Genomic DNA, 23,327 nt, shown 5'->3' on the forward strand with positions numbered 1-23,327 from the left:
AACAAAATATTTCATGCTACAATCAAACTAATTCAAATATAAACAAACATAATCAAACATCTTTAATGGAGGTTCTTACATGATACAAAATCAATGGAACAATGAACTTGCTTCACAGCAAAAGCAGGGCCTTGATGAGCTTGTATATCGATCTAACTTGGTTGGTAGCGACCGCAGTGTTTGTAACTGGGGTGGTGGCAATACATCACTGAAGACGATCGAGAAGGATTTTCGCGGACGTGATGTTGAAGTGATGTGGGTTAAGGGCAGTGGGTCTGATCTTGCAACAATGAAAGCGAGTAATTTCACTGGGCTTCGTCTCGAAGATATCAAACCGTTGATTGAAAAGGATGAAATGCCTGATGATGAAATGGTTGCTTATTTAACACACTGTATGCTAGACAGCAAGCACCCAAGAGCATCCATTGAAACTCTGCTTCATGCGTTCCTCCCTTATCCACATGTTGATCATACGCATCCCGATGCAATCATCAGCTTATGCTGCGCAGATAATGGTAAAGAAATTGCCCAAGAGATTTACGGGGATACCTTCGTATGGGTACCATATATTCGTCCTGGATTTACACTGTCTAAAATGATAGCTGAAGGCGTACAAAGTAATCCGAATGCACAGCTCGTGTTGATGGAGAAGCATGGTTTGGTTACATGGGGTGAAACCTCTGAAGATTGTTACAATCAGACCATTGCCATGATTAAGAAAGCAGAAGACTATATCCAAGCTCGCGTTCAGGAAGAGAATGTATTCGGAGGCTGTAAAGTGGAGGCGCTCGCATCTGAGCAGCGTAAAGCTATTCTAGCCGAAGTGATGCCAGTTATCCGCGGTGCGGTAAGCGACAGTAAGAAAATGCTCGTATCTTATGACGACGCTGATGATGTGCTTCAGTTCGTGAACAGCCAGAATGCTGAGAAACTCTCACAAGTGGGTGCTGCTTGCCCGGACCATTTAGTACACACGAAACGTACTCCGCTATACATTGACTGGAATCCGACTACCGGAGATACAGCTTCACTAAAAGAAGCAATTCGCAGTGGTATTGAAGCTTACAAAGTAGAATATAAAGCATATTTCGATAGCAATAAGCATGATGGCGACGTAATGTTTGAAGCGGCTCCACGTGTAATCCTGATTCCAGGCGTAGGAATGGTGAATACAGGTAAAAGCTTGGCTATGGCTGGAGTTAGTGGTGCGTTATATCACAGAGCCATCGCTGTTATGAAAGGATCAACGGCTCTGGGCGAATTCGTATCACTGAGTGCAAACGAATCCTATAATGTGGAATACTGGCCGCTTGAGCTTTACAAGCTGTCTCTCGCTCCGGCTGAAGCAGAATTCTCACGCAAGGTTGCTTTTATTACTGGTGGTGCAGGTGGAATTGGTAGTGAAACGGCACGCCGCTTCGTTTCCGAAGGGGCTCATGTGGTGCTTGCTGACCTTAACCTTGAAGGCGCAGAGAAGGTTACTGCCGAAATTAACGCACAGTACGGTGAAGGTCGCGCTTTTGCCGTGAAAATGGATGTGACCAGTGAAGAGATGGTTATGGCTGCGCTTGCTCAAACAGCACTTACTTACGGTGGTGTAGATATTATCGTAAACAATGCTGGCCTTGCTACATCAAGCCCTTTTGCCGAGACGACATTGAAAGAATGGAATCTCAATATGAATGTGCTCGGAACAGGATATTTCCTTGTTGCTAGAGAAGCATTTAAACAAATGAAGGAACAAGGTATTGGCGGTAACATGGTATTCATCGCTTCTAAGAACTCCGTATATGCAGGGAAGAATGTTTCTGCATACAGCTCTGTTAAAGCACTTGAAGCTCACTTGGCTCGTTGTATTGCTACAGAGGGTGGTGAATTCGGCATTCGCGTAAATACCATTATGCCGGATGCAATCCTTCAAGGATCAGCGATTTGGAACTCGAACTGGCGTAATGAAAGAGCGGCCGCGTATGGTATCGAGCCAGATCAGCTGGAAGAGCATTACCGTAAGAGAACAACATTACTCGTGAACATTTATCCAAAAGATGTCGCAGAAGGCATTGCATTCTTCGCTTCGTCTAAATCAGATAAGACAACAGGCTGTATGCTAACGATTGATGGCGGTGTACCTGCGGCGTTTACAAGATAAAATGAACTTATTAATGACGTAAACAGAGCAATCCCTTTCACACGTCCGCAGTCAATAAATTTGATGCTGTGGCTGGGAACGGGATTGCTCTTTTTAAGCCTGGGGGGATGATCTTAACATGAAAGTATCTCTATTCATTACCTGTATTAGTGACGCGCTTTTCCCACCGATTGGTGAAGCAATGACGCGCCTGCTTGCTAGATATGGCGTTAAGCTGCACTTCCCGGAGGTGCAGACCTGCTGTGGCCAGCCTGCGTTTAACAGCGGCTATTGGGACGAGGCTAGAGCATCTGCGAAGACGATTCTAGAAGCATTTGAAGATAGCGATTTCGTGATCGCTCCATCTGGTTCTTGTACGGGCATGATTCATCATTATTATCCTAAATTGTTCGAGAACGATCCGATTTTGCTAGAGAAAAGTCTTCAGCTACAGGAGAAAATATTTGAGTTTTCACAGTTCCTTGTACAGGTGCTTGGAGTAACGGATGTGGGTGCTGTTTTTCCGCATAAAGTAACCTATCATCCTTCTTGTCATGGAACACGCTTACTTGGCATTAAAGAAGAGCCAATGCTGCTCATGAGTCATGTGAAAGGTATGGAGCTTGTCCCGCTTCCTTATGCCGAGGATTGCTGTGGCTTTGGTGGAACGTTTGCCATCAAGATGAGTAATATTTCCGGGGCAATGGTGGAGGAGAAGAGCCAGCATGTGCTTGAGACCGAAGCTGAGGTGCTGGTTGGTCTAGATATGGGATGTCTCTTGAATATTGGTGGAAACCTCAAATTTCAGGGTAAGCCTGTACGAGTGATGCATCTGGCTGAATTGCTGTATGAGGGGGTGAAGCTAAAGTGAGCAAACCACAGGGGTCTAGCGTCAAGCAAAGGTCGGAGACGGCTCTGAAAGATGAATTCCTGATTGATGCCGTGAAGTTTACGACGGAGAAGTTAAAAAATGGGAAGTTGGCGGCCACGGCTGAGCATGGAAATTGGGAGGAATGGCGTGAACGTGGAAAATTGATCCGGGCCCATACGATCGCGCATCTTGATTTTTATTTGAACCAGTTTATAGAAAATGCACGTGCTCAGGGTGTTCATGTTCATTTTGCGCCTGAAGCGAAAGATGCTGCTCGGATTGCGGTGGAGATTGCTAAGCATCATCAAGCTAAATCGGTCGTTAAATCGAAATCCATGGTTTCGGAGGAAGTCCATATTAATGAGGCCTTCGAAGAGCTTGGTATTGAATCGGTGGAAAGCGATTTAGGCGAATACATTATTCAATTAGCTAATGAACCGCCATCTCACATTATTATTCCAGCAATCCATAAGAATCGTTATCAAATCGCTGAGCTACTATCCAAGGAAGCGGGGCAGACATTACCGCCTGAGACCAAGGTTTTGGCAGGCTTTGCTAGACAGAAGCTTCGCGATAAGTTTCTGGAAGCTGATATTGGACTTACTGGCTGTAATTTTGGGATTGCGGAGAGCGGCTCAGTCGTTATTTTTGAAAATGAAGGTAATGCCCGTATGGTAAGTACGGTGCCAAAAACGCAAATCACGCTGATGGGTATGGAGCGCCTGATTCCAACTTGGGATGACCTAGAAGTGATGGCAACGCTGCTTCCTCGTTCCGCAACGGGGCAGAAGCTGACGGTATATATGTCTGGAATAACGGGGCCACGCCGTCAGTCGGATGGGGACGGTCCCGAGGAAATGCATATCATTATTGTTGATAATGGCCGTTCATTGCAGCTTGGAGATCCTGATTTTCAGGAGCTGCTGAACTGTATCCGGTGTGGAGCATGTTTGAACGCCTGTCCAGTTTATCGGCATATTGGTGGGCATTCATACCCAGGGACTTACAGTGGCCCTATCGGAGCAGTATTAACGCCAGCGCTAAACAAGAATTCTGGGGAATGGGAAGATGTGGCTAATGCTTCAAGCTTATGTGGTGCTTGTTATGAGGCTTGTCCTGTTAAAATCCCTCTTCACGATATGCTCGTTTATTTAAGAAATCGCAAGGTGGAGGACGGACATACGGCAACGGGTGAGAAAATGGCAATGAAGGGCTTTAAAGTGTTAATGAGTAGTTATAAACTGTACAGCAAAGCAGTTAAGATGGGCCAAGTAGGTCAAAAGCTATTGGTACGTAATGGTGTGATTAAGTCTCAACTTGGCCCACTTAAAGGCTGGACAGCCTATCGACATATCCCCGCTCTACCTACACGTTCATTCCGTGAACAATGGAAAGCTTTGAGCACGGAGGTAGAGGCGAGTATGCCGTCCATGTCTTCGGAAACGAAAACCCGTTTGGAACAAATGGTGTTAAACCGTAAGAAGGGAGGGCATGAGTAATGGCAGAATCCAATTTAGCATTTTTGAATCGACTTGAAGGTGATTCTCGTAAGCAGCAACAAGCATTTATTCAGAATATTGCCAGTCGTTTAGGACGTTTAAATGAAGGTGGAATTCCAGAGCATCCTTTAAAGGGAGCACCTGATTTTTGGACTTCTTATGAACTGGATTATGAGGAGCGCATACTCCGGTTTATGGATAACTGGCGTGCTGCGGGTGGGTTTACGGAGCGTCTTGCTACGTATGATGAACTACCGGTAGTGATAGCTCGCACGCTGCGTGAACTGGGTGCTCAGTCACTTATAAGACAAAATCAGCCAGAGCTGGCCCAGCTCGAGTTTGAGCGGATTCTTCCTGAGCTTCAGCATACGGTATGGAGTGCAGATAAACCCCAGCAAGCGCTGGTTGCTGCATCCCAAGCAGATGCTGGCATTGCCATAGCCGACTATGCAGTAGCCTATACGGGTTCAGTTGTCATGACCTCGTCCAAAGACAAAGGGCGTTCGGTCACGCTGCTTCCTAATATCTTCATTGCCATTGTACCGGCAGAGCGGCTCAAGACCCGCTAGGTGAAGTTATGCATCCGATATCTGAAATACCGACAGAGCAATTTCCGGCAGGGGTGCACTTCATCTCTGGACCTAGCCGCTCATCAGATATTGAGAACGATCTGACGATTGGAGTTCATGGACCGGGCGTTGCGTTTGCGCTAATTGTCGGTTAGGATTTGTACAACGGGTATATGTCCTAAACGGATGATGATGAAAGAGGGAAGCTATGTTAGTTGCAGAAAGATACGATAAAATTATTAGTCTCGTCAACGAACGGAGCAGCATTCGCGTATCGGAGTTAAGCGAACTGTGCGGCGTAACAGAAGAAACGATCCGTCGGGATTTGGATCGATTGGAACAGCAAAGGAAGCTTCGTCGTAGTCACGGTGGAGCGGTAAGCATCAAGGAGAATCAAGCGGAGACACCTTATTTTGAACGTGAAGTTATGCATCAGGAAGAGAAGAAACAGATTGCTGAGGCGGCTGTCCTGCTTATCGAGCCGCGAGATCGAATTGCGTTAGATGCTAGTTCGACCGCTTGGTATATGGCTTCCATTTTGCCGGATATTCCATTAACTGTCCTAACCAATTCAATTAAGGTAGCCATGGCGCTATCCTCTAAGGAGAAGATTGAAGTTATTTCTACGGGCGGAATACTAGCTACTCGTTCACTCTCCTATGTCGGTCCTATGGCTGAACGCAGCTTAGAGTCTTACTATGTGGATAAAGCTTTTGTGTCATGTAAAGGGGTTCATGCCGAGCGCGGAATCAGTGAATCCAATGAACTACAGGCGATGGTCAAGCATAAAATGATCCGTCAAGCTAAGCAGGTATATCTGCTTGCGGATGCTAGTAAGATTGGTATTCAGGCATTCACGCATGTGGCTGCCTGGGAGGATGTGTATGAGGTCATAACGGATAGTCGCATTCTTCCGGAGGAGGCGGACATGCTTCGGAGTAAGTCGGTCCGAGTGACAATAGCTTGAATGTAGGGTGAGGAGTTCCCCCAATGTGGGAGCTTCTCTTTTTTATTGAATTCGTTTTGATTTTTGCATATATGTACATAAATTTCTCATAAAATCAAATCAAAATAAAGGGATATAAGATTTTAAGTCGAATATAGTCGAAACGACACTGAATTTTCACATTTTTCTTGATCAGTGTTAACAAAAATACGTATAAGTGAGGAATCTATTATGAATCAAAATTTACGAAAGATGAACGAAAAGTATGAAGTTATCTTTTCTCGGGAAAAACGTGTTGCTCTCCAGTGTGAATATCGTTTTCATCTCACTTATTATGATTTTTTCTAGCTATTATATTCAGGAGAAAGTACTAGTAAGTACGTTAAACGAACAATCCGTTGCGTTTTCGAAACTGTCCCTCGGTGAATTGAATTTGGCTGATATTAAAGAATCTACCAATTCTAAATCGAATCAAGTAGGGAGTCCTCTCCAGAAGAAGTTAACAAATCAGTTAGAACATTATAAGAAGGCTAATAGCGATATATCGCAATCATACATATTTACGGTTGATTTACCTGATGGTAAGACTTCGACACTCTTAGCCGTTCCTACAGATTATTTGAATAGTGGATATAATCCGGGAGCTACTTTTGAGCTTTCCCCTATATTGCAATCCACATTAAACAAGGTAAAGGAAACGAAGGAAGCACAAACGACTGGAATCTATGAAAACTCATATGGTGAGTGGTTAACCGTCATTCAACCGGTTGTTGATGAAAATGGAAAAGTAATTGCGGCATTTGCTATGGATCTCAATGCATCGATCGTAGAAGATGGAAAGAATGAGCTTCTGATGTGGAGCATTCCTATTCTGATCGTGGCTTTAATTGCAGTTCTTTTTACTCAGTTCGTGACCCTTCGTAAAGTACTCACTCCAATTAAAGAATTGATCGGCGGGTTTGGTAAGGTAAGCGAAGGTCAATTGGATGTTCAGTTACCAACAAAACGTAAAGATGAATTAGGGTTGTTAAATACTCGATTTAATGAGATGGTCACGAGCTTGCGCGAAATTATCCAAGGCGTGCAGCAGCATGCTCAGCTAGCTACGAAGCAGTCGAATGAACTCGCGATGAATGTTGAGCAGAACACGAAATCGTTAACGGATATGTCGCGTCAAATCGATCAAGTCGCATCTGGAGCGAAAACTCAGGAGCAAGTGGCTGTTGAGAGCTCACGGGCTATGGAAGAGGTTGCAGTCGGTATCCAGCGCGTAGCAGAATCCTCTTCTTCTATGGCGGAGGCTGCGGAAGAAATGTCTCTAGGGGCTTCGCAAGGAAACGAGTTTATTGAAAAAGTAATTCGTCAAATGAATCGTATCGATGAGTCTGTAGATCAGTCATCTGCATCGGTTATCTCCCTAAGTGATCGTTCGCAGGAGATTGTCCAGATTGCTGATGTCATAACTGGCATTGCATCACAGACGAACTTATTAGCACTCAATGCTGCTATCGAAGCAGCTAGAGCTGGGGAACAAGGCAGAGGATTTGCTGTTGTTGCGAATGAAGTTAGGAAGCTAGCTGAGCAATCAGAACATGCTGCTGGCAAAATTGGTGCCTTAATTGAAGAAATTCAGCAGGGCATCACACATGCTGTTGAAAAAATGAATAATGGGACGCAAGATGTAAAACAAGGTATGCATATTGCCGAGGAAACAGGTAATAAATTCCAATCCATTTTTGCATCGACTAGACATGTATCTGACCTCATTCAAGATATTTCTGCTGTCGCTCAGGAGATGTCAGCCGGATCGGAAGAAGTGTCTTCGTCCGTGCAGGAGCTTGCGCAAATTGCTAGTAAATCCTCATCGCATTCAACGGATGTAGCAGCATCATCGGAGCAACAATTGATATCGATGAAAGATATTGATGCCGCTGCGGTTACGCTGAGTGAAATGTCTCAACAACTGCAAGGGTTAATAAGTAAATTCAAACTCTAAGCGTATGATGAAAGTTACAACTTCAGATCGAACAAATAAAAATGCCTTTCTGATGAATGAAAAAGAACCTGTTATCACACATCATGATGTGTGATAACAGGTTCTTTTTATTGGTGAGTCTTATTAGAGCTTAGGTGCCTGAGGAACAGTCTCCCAGTCCTTCAGAAAGCGTTCAATACCACTATCAGTCAATGGGTGTTTCCACAGCGAAGGGAGGAGAGAACCCGGTATCGTTGCAATATGTGCACCTGCAATCGCGGCATCTTCAACATGCTTAATATTACGTACACTAGCAACGATGATTTCAGAAGCAAGGCCGTAGTTATCAAGAATGAGCTTCAGTTCACGTATAAGCTTCATGCCTTCCACACCGATATCATCAAGACGTCCTACGAAGGGACTGATATATGTAGCGCCGGCTTTGGCAGCCATCAGACCTTGGGCTGCTGAGAATATCAGAGTTACATTGGTTTTGATGTTCTTCTTACTGAGTTCATGACAAGCATATAGACCTTCTTCAGTCATTGGAAGCTTAATTACAACATTGGGAGCCCATTCAGCAATTTCATAGGCTTCTCTAAGCATATCTTCTGCTTTGATTCCAATAACCTCTGCACTTACGGGACCGCTAACGATACCGCAAATTTCTTGAATTACTTCTTTAAATACTCTACCTTCTTTTGCAATCAGGGAAGGATTAGTGGTAACTCCATCTACCAGCCCCAATCGGGTTATGCGTTTAATTTCTTCAATGTTGCCTGTATCCAGGAAAAATTTCATTTCACAGATCCTCCTTCAGATTTAAAAAGATTGGTGTACTCAGGTAAAAAAGTTCACATTATTATATACCCTTATCTATCATTATGACACATTCAGCAAATCAAGTCTGAAGGTGGATATTTTCCTATTCCGGTATTTATTATGTTATCGCATTAGGTCCATATGGAGAGTTTGAGCTAATGAAGCGGCAAATATACGCGTTAAGCTTAACGAGATTGATGAGAATAAAAAACCGCCTTCGTTCCCTTTTTATAGGAGCCGAAGGCGGTTTTGTTCATGATGATCGTTTAACGCTTAGGCAGAAGCCTTACGTATTCATCAGAAAGCTTCATTTGATTCAGAATATAATCATAATCTTTGCGGTACGCAGAGAAATCTTGAACAGGCTGTTTTGTTTTGATGGAAATGGCAGTACCATCCTCAAAGGTTTTACCCGGAATATACATAATGTCATTATTGAAGAAAGATCCAGTTGGCAGATAATATCTCATACCGACAATGTTATTATCAATATTGAGCAGATCGTGACCGAAGGCTACAAATTTCTCATCCTTTAAGGAAATGCCGAGCACATTAGCTAAAGTAGGCATAATATCGACTTGACCACCGACTTGATCCACTACCTTACCCTTCACACCAGGAACATGTATGAGGAGCGGAATATTGAACCGAGAAAGACGTGGCTCATAGTCAATGCCAAGCGTTGATTTAATCATAGCTGGATCATTATCCTGTGGCTGTAGCCCGAAATGATCACCATATACAACGAGTACCGTATCATCCCACATCCCGTTTGCTTTAAGACTATCGATCAATGTACCGATGGCATAGTCTGTATAGTTCACGGAAGCTAAATAGTCTCCCAATTGCTTACCTTGTAACGAATCCGGAATTTTCATCTTCATACGATCTTCTGGCACACGGAACGGGAAATGACTGGAGACCGTAACAAACTGAGCATAGAATGACTTGTTTTGCTTATGAAGATCAGTTAATTTTTGAATACCGGTTTTATACAATTCTTCATCGGAAGCACCAAACTCATTGAAATGATCATTTTTGTATGATGGTTTGTCATAATAATGATCAAAATTTAAGGCTGGGTACAGCTTACTACGATCCCAGAAGGCTACATCGTTAACGTGAAATGTATCTGCTTCATAATTACGTTTCTCCAGCAAGCGTGGCATGCTTGGCAGCTCACGATCTCCAAACGCGGTCGACATGGCTGCGGTACCTGTAGGATAAATCGATGTATTGCTCATGAATTCAGCATCCGATGTATTCCCTTGTCCAATTTGCTGAAAGATATTCGGGAAATAGAAGCTCTCATCTGCAAGCTTATTCAGTACAGGTGTAATTTCCTGATTATCAACGGATAGGTGAATCGGAAAGTTCTGGAATGCCTCCATTTGGATAACGATGACGTTCTTACCTTTGGCTGAACCGAAGAGGCTCGGTTGTCCTGCTTTCATATTTTTTTGATATATGAAAGTTTCCTCAGGAGATTCTATCTTAGCGACAGTTTCATCCAAATTACCAGATGCTATAACACTGTTGTCATTGTGAATCTTCATCGCGGCACTCACTTGATAGTTAAGAAATCCAAGGTTCTCTGCTTGAAGTAGTTCGTTGTTAATGGATTGATCGATGCGAATGTAATAAGCACATAGTGCTAGAGCAACGACACCAATTAGAGCAGCCCATCTTTTACGTAAAGAGGTAGTCAAATGAATTCGACGCCCCCAGAATTTATTAGCTAGCCAAATTAAAGCCATGATGATGACATCAACGAAAAACAGAAAATTTGCAGGTTCAATCGTCGATTGTACACTGGATTTAATTTTCATAACTTGCTTAAGTTCCGACAATGCGGAATAGGTAGGTACGGAGTTGAAATGCTGAAAATACAGTGCAGATGCAAAGAAGGTAAAGGACAGAATCAGGTTAATGATCCAATATACCGGTCCTTTCCAGCGTGCAGGTGTGATCAGTTCAAATAGACATAGAATAACCAAAACAGCTGCTATATCGGCAGAAATACGGCCCCAAAGAATGTCATTGAAGAAGAAATAGCGGAGCAGTACGAGCTTTAATACCAATAATATAAACACAGCGATAAGCGGTGTTTTACTTTTTTGTGTACTAGGAAGAGTAAAGGTATCCATGAGTACTCCTTTCAAAATGTACAAAATCTATCAATTGAATCTATCAATGAAATCTACTATACAACAATATTAAGATAATTTCGAACAGGGGAGAAATTCTACTATTTCTGGCTCTCATATCCACCTATTCGGAGCTTAAGATGCTACAATCATCAAACTGTAGTCACATAAATGAAAGTATAACATAAATGTATTTCATATATATCGCTGTCATGTTCCTAAATATAGTAGAGTCGCTTATCGAAGTAGAATTTCTGTTTTGCAAAAAATAAGCTTATTATTGTAACTTGAAGTTATAATTGAGGAAGAGTTTTATATACGGAATGGGGGAGATCGGACTGAAAGCAATCATTCTTGCGGCAGGTTATGCGACACGGTTATATCCACTTACGATGAATACGCCCAAGTCTTTACTGCCTCTTGGTCAAGAAACGATTATAGATCATATTATTCGCAAAATAGAACACACAAACGCGAACATGATTACTGATATCATCATTATAAGCAATGCTAAATTTGCTCCTGCCTTCAGGCAGTGGGCCGCTTCAAGGACATTCAGTAGACCTGTACACATTGTGGACGACGGTTCCACTTCCGAAGTCAATAGACTTGGAGCTGTCGGAGATATTCATTATGCTATTCAGCATTTAGGTTTAGATGAAGATGTACTCATCCTCGCGGGAGATAACATATTTACGTTTGATATTCAAGATTACATAGCGTATTTCCATCAGGTGAAATCAGATTGTATATTGGTGCAGCATATAGACCGGCTCGAAGATCTACAACGAGTTGGGGTTGCTGAGTTAGATAAAGCATCCAAAGTGATTTCTTTTGAAGAAAAGCCTACACAACCACGGACAGATATTGGTGTCTATGCAATCTATTTATTCCAGAAAGAGACGCTTCCGCTCTTTACAACCTATTTAATTGAAGGGAATAATGCCGATGCTCCTGGTTATTTTCCTGAATGGTTGTATAAACGAAAGGATTTATATGCATATTTTGCACGAGGAAAAAGCTTTGATATTGGCACGCATTCAGCTTATCTAGAGGTCAAGGAACAGTGGGAACAAAATAATATTGAATAAATAATTGAATTTATGTATATTTATACTACTTTGATAATAGAGGTGGTATGGGACGTGCATAGACATCTTGAGGAATATACACTAAATACATGGCCAGCAGAACATACGAAACTACTAAATGGATGGCTATTGCGTTATGCAAGTGGATATACAAAGCGCTCTAATTCTGTGAGTTCCTTATATTGGTCCACAGATGGTAATGTGCTCGATGCGATCCGTTCAGTCGAAAAGTGTTATATGGAGTACGGACAAGATGTTATTTTCAAAATCACACCTTTTATAAATCCATCAGGATTAGACGAAGTTTTAAATAGTGAAGGCTACACGTCTATTGATCATTCGAGCGTAAGACAGGTCGATTTAGACGAGGTTGTAGAACCTAATGGATCAACCCATGCTCTAATTAAGGAAGAATGCGATGAACAGTGGCTTGATCAATTGGCTATGATGAACGGACTGTCTCAGAAGCAGAAGGATACAACAAGAAGATTGTTAAAGGGCTCACCACTCAAACAGGCTTTCGTAACCTTGTTCCAGAATGACATCCCCGTGGCTGTAGGCCTAGGTGTTATTGATTGCGATTACATCGGTTTATATGACATTGTTACAAATGCACAATTCAGAAGACGTGGATATGGTGAGCAGCTTGTGCTTCATATCCTGAAATGGGGCAAGGCGAACGCTGCGAAGTATTCTTTTCTCCAGGTAGTACAAGCTAACTTAGCTGCGATCAGGCTTTATGATAAGCTTGGATACAAAGAACTGTATGAATATAGTTATCGTAGGAAGCGGCTAGAATAAATGATGATTACAAGATAGGAAATAAGAGAGGGAAGTACTAAACATGTATACATACGAAAATATAGGAGTGAGATTGCTAGCTAAAGAGGATGCGATTATACTTTCTCGCTGGTTAAGTGATCCACGCGTGTTAGAATACTATGAAGGTCGGGATCGCCCGCATGATCTGGATGCGGTAAGGCAGCATTTTTTCAATACGTCATCCGAAGAAGAGGTTACACGCTGCATCATACAATATGAAGATAAACCCATTGGTTACATACAATATTATCATGTTGCCGCTGATGAACGTGAGGTGTACGGGTATGATTCTTTTAAAGGTAAGATATACGGAATGGATCAGTTTATTGGTGAACCGGAATACTGGAACAGGGGTATAGGCACTAAGTTAATCGTTTCTATGGTCCAGCAACTGACACTGGTTGAGAAAGCGGATAAGATTGTCATGGACCCTCGCGTACATAATGAAAGGGCAATACGGGTCTATGAAAAATGTGGATTTGTGAAGGCGGCGCTACTCCCTAAGCATGAGTATCATGAAGGGGCTTATCATGATTGCTGGGTTATGGAATATCAGGCATAATAATGTAACTGAAGAATATCGATGGTTAATAGGAACGACATAATTGAATGGTGAGGCTCTCCTTTATAGGAGGGCTTTTTTGATATTTTTTATTTTTTTGGATTTTCTTATGTTGTTAAGGTTCGTTTAAGATAGTGGGCTCATACTGACACCAAAACCAATAACGATAGACCGTTTACGGGAAATGGAGGGAACATATGAACAAGCTTCAACCGCGAAAAAGGCTCGATTTCATACTTATTCTGATTGCACTCTTATCTGCTTTTTTGAATATGTACAACATTTGGACGGATAAACTGGTCAATGCCTACTATACGTCAGCGGTCACAAGTATGCTTCAAAACTTTCATAATTTCTTCTATGCATCGTTTGATCCGGGAGGGTATGTAACGGTCGATAAGCCTCCTGTAGCATTCTGGTTACAAACCATTAGTGCTTATTTATTTGGTCTTCATGGCTGGAGCGTTATTCTACCGCAGGCTCTGGCAGGTGTGGGTTCTACATTACTCGTTTATGCACTGGTTAAACCTTCTTTCGGACTAGCCGCTGCGCGAATGGGCAGTTTGGTGATGGCGTGCACGCCCGTAGCTGCGGCTGTTGCAAGAACCAATAATGTCGATAGTTTACTTGTATTTACGCTGCTTCTGGGTACATGGATGTTGTTTAAAGGCGTACGTACAAAGAAGGCAGGTTGGGTTATTGCGGCTTTCGCTATGATTGGTCTAGCTTTCAATATTAAAATGCTGCAGGCATACATGGTTGTACCTGCTTTTTATTTGTTCTATTTACTAGCCTTTAAAGTAAGCTGGAAAAAGAAAGGATGGACCTTAGCAGCGTCAACAGTGACGCTGGTGGTTGTATCCGTCGCGTGGCCTGTGGTCGTAGATTCGATTCCTACGGATCAGCGTCCGTATGTTGGAAGTAGTCAAACGAATTCGGTATTGGAACTAGCTTTTGGTTATAACGGCGTATCTCGGTTAACAGGAAACCGTGGAACCGGTGGAGGCGGCGGCGCTCCTGGAATGAATCCGAGTGAAGGAAGAGGAGAACGGTCTTCCAATCGTACAGATCAGGCTGCTCAGACAGATAACCAATCTTCGAATGGGTCTAAATCTACTCCCTCAAATGGTAATCAGGGTAACGGGCAGGCTGGACCTGGTAGAGCAGGTCAAGGCTTTCCTCCTGGAAATGGTACTGGAAATATGCCAGAGGGATTTGGTGGCAAACAAGGACCGGGCGGAGGAGGTGGCATGTTTAATACAGGCAATCCTGGTGTGTTGAGGTTGTTCCAAACGGAACTCTCTGGTCAGGCTAGCTGGATGTTGCCTTTTGTGGCCTTCGGATGCATTGGATTGTTCGCAGGACTACGCTTTCGTAAGCAGCTTAATAGCGGGCAGAAAGAAGGTTTATTTTGGCTTGGCTGGCTGATACCTGTCATGGGTTTCTTCAGTATAGCAGGATTTTTCCATCAGTATTATTTAGTGATGATGGGTCCTCCAATCGCGGTGTTAGTTGGAGCTGGCTGGAGTCGATTGTGGACGATGTTTCGTGAACGTGAAGGCTGGAAAGGATGGCTTCTTCCAGCAGCGGTATTATGTACAGCCGCTTTCCAAGTATTCATATTAAGTGCCTATACAGTCAGTATTGGTGCAACATGGATGATTGCCATTTCTTTAATTGGTGTCGCTGTTACCCTTCTCATGATATGGATGAGAAAGGTAGAGCGGAAAGTGTTCGTGTCGGCAGTAGCCGGAATACTTGTCCTGCTCATTGCTCCGCTATTCTGGTCAGCAACGCCGATTATATATGGTCAGAGCAGCCAGCTTCCGGCAGCAGGACCTACTGAATCGCGCGGTGGAACTGGTGGTGGAGGCGGACGAATGAATGGAAACGTTAATGAAAAGTTACTCAGCTATGTGACCGAACATAGCACGGGTGAAACGTACTTGTTTGCGACTTCGAGTGCGACTTCGGCTGCACCTTACATTATTCAGACAGGCAAGCCGGTTATGGCCATGGGCGGTTACTCTGGCTCAGATCCAATCCTAACGGTGAGTAAAATCCAACAGTTGGTTGCTGAACATCAAGTGAAATTCTTCCTCTTAGGAGGCGGCATGGATCGTGGTGGAAGCTCCGAAGTAACCGAGTGGATTAAAGCAAATGCGACGGAAGTGCCTGCTACGGACTGGCAGGATACCAATCAAACTAATAAGGGTACATCTGACAATTTCCGCGGTGGGATGGAAAGCAGTGGAGCACTCTACGAAATAACGGAACAGACCGGAGGGGATGCCAAGTGAATACCGTACTTATGACACGTCATGTCCGCTATTCGGTTATCATTCCTGTATACAATGAAGAAGAAGTTATCACGGAAACGTATTGGCGTATCAAAAGTGTCATGGAGATCACAGGAGAATCTTATGAACTTATATTCGTCAATGATGGTAGTCGTGATCAGACCGTTAATCTGATTCGCTCTGTTGGGGCATCCGATCCTTCTATTCATATCATCGACCTCTCACGGAATTTCGGCCATCAAATAGCGATTACAGCCGGGATGGATTATGCATCTGGGGATGCAGTCATTGTTATTGATGCCGATCTACAGGATCCTCCAGAATTGATTCTGGACATGATTGCAAAATGGAAGGAAGGCTATGATGTTGTATATGCACAGCGTTTGGAACGCAAGGGTGAATCCTTTTTCAAACGAAAAACAGCAAGCCTCTTTTATCGAATTCTTAAACATATGACGGATATAGACATTCCAATCGATACAGGTGACTTCCGTCTGCTTGATCGCAAAGTATGCAACGAGCTCAAGCGTCTTCCTGAAAATAATCGTTATGTGCGAGGTTTGGTCAGTTGGGTAGGCTTTAAACAAACGGCTATTCAATATGTTAGAGAAGGGCGATTTGCTGGTGAAACGAAGTATCCACTTAAGAAAATGATAAAGCTGTCCATGGATGGTATTACATCCTTTTCTACTAAACCACTAAAAGTCGCCGGTATTATGGGAATGATTATCTCCATCGTGGGTTTTGTATATTTAGTATTCGTTTTATTTGAAAGGTTGTTTACGGATGCTGCGTTACCTGGTTGGTCCTCACTTATTGCGTTCCAATTGTTCTTCGGTGGATGCATGCTGATGTTTATGGGGATTATCGGTGAGTATTTGGGTCGTATATATGATGAAGTCAAGCATCGGCCTCTCTATATCGTGAACGAGGTATACAGCAAAGAAGAACCGATGAGGAGATGAGTCATACGATGAAAATCAGAAAAGCTGTCATACCCGCAGCAGGGCTAGGTACGCGTTTCTTGCCAGCAACGAAGGCACAGCCGAAAGAAATGTTACCGATTGTTGACAAGCCTGCCATTCAATATATCGTCGAAGAAGCGGTGGAAGCCGGAATCGAAAGCATTATCATCGTGACAGGGCGCAATAAACAATCCATTGAGAATCATTTTGACCGTTCTGTTGAACTAGAGCAGGCGCTTGAGAATAAGGCCAAGTGGGATTTACTTGAGGAAGTCAAAGGCATTAGTGATATGGTGAATATTCACTATATCCGCCAGAAGGAGCCACTCGGCCTTGGGCATGCTATTTTATGTGCACAGCAGTTCATTGACGATGAACCGTTTGCGGTATTGCTCGGGGATGACATTATGATGTCGGATACTCCCGCTCTGAAGCAGATGATGCATGTCTATGAGCGCTACAAGAAGCAGATGATCGGAGTTCAGCCCGTGCCAAAGCAGGAAACAAGCAAATATGGCATAATTTCATATGATAAATATGGTGACCGTATTTACCGTGTAACTGATTTGGTGGAGAAGCCAGCACCGGAAGTGGCCCCTACCAATATTGCTGTGATGGGACGGTATATCCTGAACCCATCTATTTTTCCTGAACTGGAGCGGCTGGAAAAGGGTGCTGGGGATGAGTATCAGCTTACGGATGCGCTGCGTCAGCTTTGTGGCAAAGAAGGTATACTTGCGCTTGCACTTGAGGGCAAACGATTTGATATAGGTGATAAGATGGGTTACATGTACGCAATTCTTGAAATGGCTATACAACGTGAGGAATTACGTAGGCCACTGATAAATCATATGCAGCAACTAATACAGCAAGAGACCGCTCGTTCATAAAATGTATACGAAATGTAGAAGCCCGCGGCGAATGAGTCGGGGCTTCTTTGCGCTTCGTTACGGGAATTGATGTGCAACATATGGCATATATTGTGAAGTGAAGGAGCTGGAGGATATGGAGCAAGGTTCTAAGCATACTTGGTCGTTGAACCGACGCCATTCTGAATTCATCGATCCGTATAAGCTCGAACGTGCAGAATTACAAGAATGGCTTCCATACTGTGAGGTATATTATTTATCTCAAGGTAATTCATCTATTGTGATGCACTCCACTGAACCTTATTGGCTGAAAAGAAATGAGGAGGTTGTGGGAGGAGTGATGATGTCGCCCAATCGCATGCATACACTTTTTCTCATACCACCGCTACAAAACACCGTAAGTATGATCCGGATGCTGATCCCCGTGCTTTTGCAATGGTCGGATTCTTCAAAGTCTATTTATGTCTATAATATTTTCCCACAACAGGTGGATTGCTTTGTTCAAGCAGGGTTTCGTCCTGAGGAATATCGTTGCCGCTGGATGCAAAGACCTACGCAAATGCTAGAGATCGAAGAACAGAATCATGTTGATTTTGAGATGATGTCACCCATTTTCATCATAGAGCAAGGGAATTGCCAGCTTAGACAACATCGTGAAATTGCCCATTTTCTCTATAAATCCTACCTAGGAAGCTATGACGTTATGAGTACAGCGAGGCAAGCTTTTCAGGAGTACGTTGATTGGGTGCTGACCATTGCCTCGCATCGAAATGAAAACCTCCGTAAAGCTTCTTCTCTTATTTATGACCGTCATTCACATGCTTTGATCGGCGTCTGCTTAATTACACTAGTTGAAGGTATCCCACATGTATCTGCGCTCGCGGTTTTACCAACCTACCGACAGAAGGGCATAGGTACTTTAATGTTGAAAAGAGCGTTAGGTTTGCTTGAACCGCACTATCCTAGACTTCATATGTACGTAACTCAAGGTAATTGTACAGAGACATTGGCCTATAATTTAGGATTTATGCCTGGTCCACTCGAAATCTACCGGATGAAATTGATCATCGATGAAAAATAAGAATAGGTGATATTACTCACAGTAGCAATGCATATAGTAGGTGTAATATAAATTACATACAATATATAGTGTTTCGGGTTAAAAAATGAATTGTAGCGCTTCATCGAACATAGAGAGGAAGAAGGATATATGGCCAGCCTCAAAGAACGAATGGTTAACTTATGGAGTTCATTTCATGAGATTGTACATGCTGAGAATATAGATTTATTACAGGAAAATGCGAACGTAGATGGCCGCTCTCCCATGGGTCTCATGGGTAAATTCGGGAGTGAGAGCGCTAAAATGTACGCGGTGGAGTATCTTTTATCGGGAGAGGCTCGCGAGGCGATGCTGGATAATGTGCTTTATCCGCATGATCTAGACTTCTATGCCACAGGTACGACAACCTGCTGTCAGATTCCACTGGGCAAACTGCTACGTGGCGGATTCAATACCGGGCACGGACATATGAGAGAACCACAGGATATTAAGAGTGCGATGGCACTTGCATCAATTATTTTGCAGGCCAATCAAAATCAGCAGCATGGAGGACAAGCTTATCCAATGTTTGATTATGATCTCGCACCTTACGTGAGGAAGACGTATTTGAAACAATTACAAGCGCTGCGTTCTCTTCCACTTGTTGAATCATTTGATTGCGAACAAGAAGCTTGGCGATTAACAGAACGAGAGGTCTATCAGGCATGCGAGGCATTCATACATAACGCTAACTCGATGCATTCACGTGGTGGTGGACAGGTTCCATTTATATCAATAAATTACGGGACAGATTCTTCAAAGGAAGGGCGTATTCTTGTACGCCAGCTTCTATTAGCAACACAGGCAGGACTTGGGCATGGGGAAACGCCTATTTTCCCAATTCAAATCTTTAAAGTGAAAAATGGGGTGAACTTTCAGCCACAAGATCCTAACTATGATTTATACTTGCTGGCGCTTGAAACGACGGCACAGCGAATGTTTCCGAACTTTGCTTTTATGGATACTTCATTTAACATGCAATATGATCAGGATACTCCTGAGAGTGAAATATGTTATATGGGTTGCCGGACACGTGTCATGGGAAATGTGAATGGTGAAGAGACGGCGATTGGTCGCGGAAATTTATCCTTCACGTCCATTAATCTAGTTCGATTGGCTTTACAGTCAGCAGGGGAGCAGGATTTCATGCTTCGTTTGGATCGTTCGTTAGAGCAAGCAGTTCGTCAGTTGTTTGATCGTTATCAATATCAAGCTAGCAAGCTTGCCGGTGATTTCCGGTTTCTCTACTCACAAGGAGTCTGGAGAGGTGGAGAAAATTTGCATCCAGGAGATAAGCTTGAATATATTTTGAAGCAAGGTACGCTTAGTGTAGGATTTATTGGACTTGCAGAAGCATTAGTCGCATTATATGGACGGCATCATGGAGAGGACGAGCAGTCGCAGACGAGAGGACTACAGATTATTGGACGAATGCGGGCTCGGATGGACCGTGCGACAGAGGAGAGCGGAATGAATTATTCTCTTATCGCTACACCTGCTGAAGGACTTTCTGGCAAATTTGTGCGAAAAGATCGTGAACATTTTGGTGAAATTGCAGGTATCACAGACCGCGAATACTATACGAATTCATTTCATGTACCTGTTCATTATAAGCTGATGGCTATGGATAAAATAAAAATTGAGGCTCCTTATCATGCACTCTGTAATGCTGGTCATATCACTTATGTTGAGGTGGATGGTAGCCTTATTCACAACACGGCCGCGTTAGATCAAATTGTACGAGCTATGGCAGAGAATCAGATCGGCTATGGTTCGATTAATCACCCAGTAGATCGCTGCAAGGCATGCGGATTTACCGGTATCATTGATCAGGATTGCCCGGTGTGTGGACAGCCTGATCGAAATATTGAACGTATTCGCCGAATTACGGGTTATTTGGTCGGGGATATGAGTAAGTGGAATTCAGCCAAGCGAGCAGAGGAATCAGATCGGGTCAAGCATGGGAGATGAGTCGGCGTATGAAGTTGTCTTCGGTTAGTGTAATGAGTATTATTCACGACAGTGTAGTAGATGGCGAAGGCTTACGGACGGTCATCTTTTTCAGTGGCTGTACCCATCAATGTCCTGGTTGTCACAATCCGCAGTCTTGGAACGTACATCATGGAACGTGGATGTCCGTAGATGAAGTCTTAGGCGAGGTTCTTCGTAACCCTATGACGGATGTAACACTGTCTGGTGGCGATCCTTTTATGCAGCCTGCATCAATAAGCTGCATCGCCCGTGGTTTAAAGTTATTTGGCAAACATATTTGGGCATATACAGGATATACAATGGAGGAGCTACTTACAAATGGATCAGCGGATCAGAAGCAATTATTGTCTTACTGTGATGTTTTGGTCGATGGACCATTTAAACAACAGCTTCGAGATGTCTCGCTTGCATTTCGTGGAAGTTCCAACCAAATGATTTGGCAAAAGGTAGACGGTGTATGGTTCCCCAATCCTAAATACTTACCCCCGTATTGTAACGATAACCGTACCGTAACTTCACTCTGTTAACGTAGTTCATTGACGCTCCTCATAGAATGATTTAAAATTCGTTCATAGCACCTAACGCGAAGATATGTAATACATTTAATAAACTCCGATTTATCGTGAGTGGCGGAATTTTAACGGCTTCGTTCCGGTTTCGTTCGCCCCCTGTCTGCAAAGACGGGGGGCTTTTGCTTGTTATATCTTCAAACTAACATCAGGAGGAATCGTCACTTGAATAAGCTCAAATACCCTTTACTTATATTAATTGGAGCTGCCAGCTATGGAGTGTTATCTTCAATAATGAAGGTTGGAATTAAAGAAGGCTTTCATGTAAATCAAATGCTAGGGAGTCAATATCTATTTGGCTGGGCGTTATTACTATTACTCATGCTGATATTTTCTCGTAAGAAGCTATCAGCTAAACAGTGGATTGCCTTGCTTGCAGTCGGTGTGACCATGAGCGGAACATCTGTCTTCTACGGCAAAGCTGTTGAGCGCTTACCTGCTTCGATTGCAGTCGTCTTATTGTTCCAGTTCACATGGATTGGTGTACTTATGGAGGCGGTCGCGGACCGTCGTTTTCCAAGTCGAAGTAAATTGATATCTATCGTCATTCTTATTGCCGGAACTTTACTGGCGGGAGGCGTCGTAGGCGAAAGTTCCGGAGCAGCAGCGCTAGATGTGAGAGGGGTTATCTATGGTCTGATCTCCGCCTTTACCTTTGCACTCTATATGTTTGTCAGTGGTCGTGTTGGAACAGAAGTTCCAGCCTTTAACAAAAGCTTCTTAATGACCACCGGTGCAGGAGTCATTGTCCTAGCGGTATTCTCTCCGGCCTTTATATGGGATGGCTCACTAGTCGAAGGATTATGGAAATACGGTTTATTGTTAGGAGTCCTTGGTGTGCTGATCCCCGTTGTATTCTTCGCAATCGGCATGCCTAAGGTCGGCTCGGGAACTGGCGCCATTCTGGGCGCAGCTGAATTGCCGGCTGCTGTACTTGCTTCCGTATTTCTAGTGCATGAGCATGTTTCAGGAATGCAGTGGATGGGAATTGTGCTAATCTTTATTGGTATCGGTGTGCCACAAATCCGTTTTTCCCGCAGGAAAAGAGTGCAGCAATATGACCATAATGAATCTGCACCCGCTAAGGGGTAGTAAACGGATTTCAATTAATTTACTGCAAATAAGATTAAACTCGTCCGAATAGGGTAATTTAATGTATAGACATTTTTTCCATTTAACCTAAGGCTCCTAACTAGCCTTAGGTTATTTTTTTATATTGAAAATAGATGACTACTATTTATATATAGGGTAATCTAGGAGAGTGGGATTTCTTTGTTCTCTTTGAGATGATAGGAATATACATATTTATTTGTTATAGACATCTAAGATAAACATGATATGAAGCGAAAAGTGAGTGTGATGAGTAGTGCTGATTTACTTGGCATTTGGGTTAGGGGTTGTCATATTAGCGGCGGCAGGTGTATTAGCTTGGAAGAATACCAAGTTGCTTGCTGAGAAGAGAGAGTACATCGGTCCAAAAATATCCACATTCTTGTATACCGTGTTAACGACGAATCAAATCAGTGAAGAGGATAAGGTAACACATATTCCGTTGTTCCACATCACATTTAAACATGAACAGCAGCAGTTACATGCGTACCTTTGCCGAGTGATAGGTGATGAGAAGGGTGAACTCAAGCTGGAACATGCCGCGTCAATAATGGATCGGAAGCTATCAGAGACGTTAAGTAAAGATCTGCTAATAGCTGCCGTTCCTCATTATGAGGTTGTGTTATTTGAAGAAGAGAAGCGTACCGTGGCTCGTTTAGATGCACATACCAAACAGCAACTCATGGTTTAAATGTCTTAAGAGAAGCAGTAATGTAAATCAGGAGTGGTAACTTCCACTTGGTGCATTCATAACCCACTCCAGCATGGAGAGCATGTCCTCTAGGCGAATGAGCTGGGCTGAAAGAGAGTTATGAGCAGGAGTACCGGATTCGGCGTTATCTATCCGTGCTTGCAGGGATTTTTTTTGCATAAGTAGTTCGTTGATTTTAGACTGGATCTGATTTTCAGTTCTCATGTCAATAAGCCTCCATTGGGGTATATTCTAGTTATGACTTATTATAGCAGGGCTATGGGCTGAACCCAATGTGTC

The 23,327-nt window shown here is 43.3% G+C and carries 21 protein-coding genes; 18 read left to right on the forward strand and 3 right to left on the reverse strand.

All coding sequences use genetic code 11. The annotated features are described in order from the left end of the window. Positions 1 to 79 precede the first annotated feature (79 nt). The 7 genes from JCM16418_RS02860 (at position 80) to JCM16418_RS02885 (ending at position 8,009) form a co-directional block, all read left to right on the forward strand. Entirely contained in the window at positions 80 to 2,149 is a 2,070-nt protein-coding gene (locus tag JCM16418_RS02860; RefSeq protein ID WP_036645864.1) for a bifunctional rhamnulose-1-phosphate aldolase/short-chain dehydrogenase, read from the forward strand. Between the two features lie 118 nt (positions 2,150 to 2,267). Further along, positions 2,268 to 2,999 (forward strand): (Fe-S)-binding protein, encoded by a 732-nt coding sequence (locus JCM16418_RS02865; RefSeq protein WP_036645867.1) that lies wholly within the window; start codon positions 2,268 to 2,270, stop codon positions 2,997 to 2,999. Beyond that, positions 2,996 to 4,498, forward strand: a complete 1,503-nt coding sequence (locus tag JCM16418_RS02870) for a LutB/LldF family L-lactate oxidation iron-sulfur protein (protein WP_036645870.1) — start codon at positions 2,996 to 2,998, stop codon at positions 4,496 to 4,498. The genes JCM16418_RS02865 and JCM16418_RS02870 overlap by 4 nt, the downstream gene beginning before the upstream one ends. Beyond that, positions 4,498 to 5,067, forward strand: coding sequence for a LutC/YkgG family protein (locus JCM16418_RS26225; protein ID WP_256203025.1), 570 nt, complete (start codon positions 4,498 to 4,500; stop codon positions 5,065 to 5,067). The genes JCM16418_RS02870 and JCM16418_RS26225 overlap by 1 nt, the downstream gene beginning before the upstream one ends. Before the next feature lie 8 nt (positions 5,068 to 5,075). After that, a complete protein-coding gene (locus tag JCM16418_RS26230) occupies positions 5,076 to 5,222 on the forward strand; it encodes an LUD domain-containing protein (RefSeq protein ID WP_256203026.1) in 147 nt (48 codons plus the stop codon). 53 nt (positions 5,223 to 5,275) lie between these two features. Further along, on the forward strand, positions 5,276 to 6,034 hold the full coding sequence (locus JCM16418_RS02880) for a DeoR/GlpR family DNA-binding transcription regulator (RefSeq protein WP_036645873.1): 759 nt from the start codon (positions 5,276 to 5,278) through the stop codon (positions 6,032 to 6,034). 244 nt (positions 6,035 to 6,278) lie between these two features. Continuing rightward, positions 6,279 to 8,009 (forward strand): methyl-accepting chemotaxis protein, encoded by a 1,731-nt coding sequence (locus JCM16418_RS02885; RefSeq protein ID WP_036645876.1) that lies wholly within the window; start codon positions 6,279 to 6,281, stop codon positions 8,007 to 8,009. Between the two features lie 123 nt (positions 8,010 to 8,132). Here the strand turns inward: JCM16418_RS02885 and fsa are convergent, their stop codons facing one another. Together fsa and JCM16418_RS02895 are read right to left on the reverse strand one after the other, a co-directional pair. Next, the gene (fsa, locus tag JCM16418_RS02890; protein ID WP_036645879.1) at positions 8,133 to 8,789 is read right to left on the reverse strand and encodes a fructose-6-phosphate aldolase; all 657 of its coding nucleotides are present in this window, start codon (positions 8,787 to 8,789) and stop codon (positions 8,133 to 8,135) included. A gap of 287 nt (positions 8,790 to 9,076) precedes the next feature. Beyond that, on the reverse strand, positions 9,077 to 10,957 hold the full coding sequence (locus JCM16418_RS02895; protein ID WP_036645882.1) for an LTA synthase family protein: 1,881 nt from the start codon (positions 10,955 to 10,957) through the stop codon (positions 9,077 to 9,079). A 323-nt stretch (positions 10,958 to 11,280) separates the two neighbouring features. Here JCM16418_RS02895 and JCM16418_RS02900 point away from each other — a divergent pair, with 323 nt between their 5' ends. The 11 genes from JCM16418_RS02900 to JCM16418_RS02950 all read left to right on the forward strand — a co-directional run bounded on the left by JCM16418_RS02900 (position 11,281) and on the right by JCM16418_RS02950 (position 23,027). After that, the gene (locus tag JCM16418_RS02900; protein WP_052020008.1) at positions 11,281 to 12,048 is read left to right on the forward strand and encodes a nucleotidyltransferase family protein; all 768 of its coding nucleotides are present in this window, start codon (positions 11,281 to 11,283) and stop codon (positions 12,046 to 12,048) included. A gap of 54 nt (positions 12,049 to 12,102) precedes the next feature. Beyond that, on the forward strand, positions 12,103 to 12,849 hold the full coding sequence (locus tag JCM16418_RS02905; RefSeq protein ID WP_036645885.1) for a GNAT family N-acetyltransferase: 747 nt from the start codon (positions 12,103 to 12,105) through the stop codon (positions 12,847 to 12,849). A 43-nt stretch (positions 12,850 to 12,892) separates the two neighbouring features. Then, positions 12,893 to 13,432, forward strand: coding sequence for a GNAT family N-acetyltransferase (locus tag JCM16418_RS02910; protein WP_036645888.1), 540 nt, complete (start codon positions 12,893 to 12,895; stop codon positions 13,430 to 13,432). A 197-nt stretch (positions 13,433 to 13,629) separates the two neighbouring features. Then, positions 13,630 to 15,732 carry an ArnT family glycosyltransferase gene (locus JCM16418_RS02915; protein ID WP_036645891.1) on the forward strand — a complete coding sequence of 701 codons (2,103 nt, stop codon included), beginning with the start codon at positions 13,630 to 13,632 and terminating at the stop codon, positions 15,730 to 15,732. Between the two features lie 11 nt (positions 15,733 to 15,743). Next, positions 15,744 to 16,697: a glycosyltransferase family 2 protein gene (locus JCM16418_RS02920; protein ID WP_036646150.1), complete on the forward strand. Its 954-nt coding sequence runs from the start codon at positions 15,744 to 15,746 to the stop codon at positions 16,695 to 16,697. Positions 16,698 to 16,705: 8 nt separating this feature from the next. Then, on the forward strand, positions 16,706 to 17,587 hold the full coding sequence (gene galU, locus JCM16418_RS02925; RefSeq protein ID WP_036645894.1) for a UTP--glucose-1-phosphate uridylyltransferase GalU: 882 nt from the start codon (positions 16,706 to 16,708) through the stop codon (positions 17,585 to 17,587). Positions 17,588 to 17,702: 115 nt separating this feature from the next. Continuing rightward, a complete protein-coding gene (locus tag JCM16418_RS02930) occupies positions 17,703 to 18,647 on the forward strand; it encodes a GNAT family N-acetyltransferase (protein WP_036645896.1) in 945 nt (314 codons plus the stop codon). A gap of 129 nt (positions 18,648 to 18,776) precedes the next feature. Continuing rightward, on the forward strand, positions 18,777 to 20,636 hold the full coding sequence (locus JCM16418_RS02935; RefSeq protein WP_052020010.1) for an anaerobic ribonucleoside triphosphate reductase: 1,860 nt from the start codon (positions 18,777 to 18,779) through the stop codon (positions 20,634 to 20,636). Then, positions 20,633 to 21,184 carry an anaerobic ribonucleoside-triphosphate reductase activating protein gene (gene nrdG, locus JCM16418_RS02940; protein ID WP_242403690.1) on the forward strand — a complete coding sequence of 184 codons (552 nt, stop codon included), beginning with the start codon at positions 20,633 to 20,635 and terminating at the stop codon, positions 21,182 to 21,184. Before JCM16418_RS02935 ends, nrdG begins: the two co-directional genes overlap by 4 nt. A 207-nt stretch (positions 21,185 to 21,391) precedes the next feature. Then, on the forward strand, positions 21,392 to 22,318 hold the full coding sequence (locus tag JCM16418_RS02945) for an EamA family transporter (RefSeq protein ID WP_036645899.1): 927 nt from the start codon (positions 21,392 to 21,394) through the stop codon (positions 22,316 to 22,318). Positions 22,319 to 22,604: 286 nt separating this feature from the next. Continuing rightward, the gene (locus JCM16418_RS02950) at positions 22,605 to 23,027 is read left to right on the forward strand and encodes a hypothetical protein (protein ID WP_148298725.1); all 423 of its coding nucleotides are present in this window, start codon (positions 22,605 to 22,607) and stop codon (positions 23,025 to 23,027) included. 27 nt (positions 23,028 to 23,054) lie between these two features. Here the strand turns inward: JCM16418_RS02950 and JCM16418_RS02955 are convergent, their stop codons facing one another. After that, positions 23,055 to 23,252, reverse strand: a complete 198-nt coding sequence (locus JCM16418_RS02955) for a hypothetical protein (protein ID WP_036645901.1) — start codon at positions 23,250 to 23,252, stop codon at positions 23,055 to 23,057. Positions 23,253 to 23,327: the final 75 nt, after the last annotated feature.

The organism is Paenibacillus pini JCM 16418 (assembly GCF_000576305.1).
GTDB lineage: Bacteria > Bacillota > Bacilli > Paenibacillales > Paenibacillaceae > Paenibacillus_AQ > Paenibacillus_AQ pini.

Excerpts from the sequence above, each read along its gene's own strand:
- JCM16418_RS26225 (WP_256203025.1), top strand. The coding sequence starts at position 4,498 with ATGGCAGAATCCAATTTAGCATTTTTGAATCGACTTGAAGGTGATTCT.
- JCM16418_RS02880 (WP_036645873.1), top strand. The coding sequence starts at position 5,276 with ATGTTAGTTGCAGAAAGATACGATAAAATTATTAGTCTCGTCAACGAA.
- JCM16418_RS02935 (WP_052020010.1), top strand. The coding sequence starts at position 18,777 with ATGGCCAGCCTCAAAGAACGAATGGTTAACTTATGGAGTTCATTTCAT.
- nrdG (WP_242403690.1), top strand. The coding sequence starts at position 20,633 with ATGAGTCGGCGTATGAAGTTGTCTTCGGTTAGTGTAATGAGTATTATT.
- JCM16418_RS02860 (WP_036645864.1), top strand. The coding sequence starts at position 80 with ATGATACAAAATCAATGGAACAATGAACTTGCTTCACAGCAAAAGCAG.
- fsa (WP_036645879.1), bottom strand. The coding sequence starts at position 8,789 with ATGAAATTTTTCCTGGATACAGGCAACATTGAAGAAATTAAACGCATA.
- JCM16418_RS02955 (WP_036645901.1), bottom strand. The coding sequence starts at position 23,252 with ATGAGAACTGAAAATCAGATCCAGTCTAAAATCAACGAACTACTTATG.
- JCM16418_RS02900 (WP_052020008.1), top strand. The coding sequence starts at position 11,281 with ATGGGGGAGATCGGACTGAAAGCAATCATTCTTGCGGCAGGTTATGCG.
- JCM16418_RS02915 (WP_036645891.1), top strand. The coding sequence starts at position 13,630 with ATGAACAAGCTTCAACCGCGAAAAAGGCTCGATTTCATACTTATTCTG.
- JCM16418_RS26230 (WP_256203026.1), top strand. The coding sequence starts at position 5,076 with ATGCATCCGATATCTGAAATACCGACAGAGCAATTTCCGGCAGGGGTG.
- JCM16418_RS02920 (WP_036646150.1), top strand. The coding sequence starts at position 15,744 with ATGACACGTCATGTCCGCTATTCGGTTATCATTCCTGTATACAATGAA.
- JCM16418_RS02885 (WP_036645876.1), top strand. The coding sequence starts at position 6,279 with ATGAAGTTATCTTTTCTCGGGAAAAACGTGTTGCTCTCCAGTGTGAAT.
- JCM16418_RS02865 (WP_036645867.1), top strand. The coding sequence starts at position 2,268 with ATGAAAGTATCTCTATTCATTACCTGTATTAGTGACGCGCTTTTCCCA.
- JCM16418_RS02895 (WP_036645882.1), bottom strand. The coding sequence starts at position 10,957 with ATGGATACCTTTACTCTTCCTAGTACACAAAAAAGTAAAACACCGCTT.
- JCM16418_RS02930 (WP_036645896.1), top strand. The coding sequence starts at position 17,703 with ATGGAGCAAGGTTCTAAGCATACTTGGTCGTTGAACCGACGCCATTCT.
- galU (WP_036645894.1), top strand. The coding sequence starts at position 16,706 with ATGAAAATCAGAAAAGCTGTCATACCCGCAGCAGGGCTAGGTACGCGT.
- JCM16418_RS02910 (WP_036645888.1), top strand. The coding sequence starts at position 12,893 with ATGTATACATACGAAAATATAGGAGTGAGATTGCTAGCTAAAGAGGAT.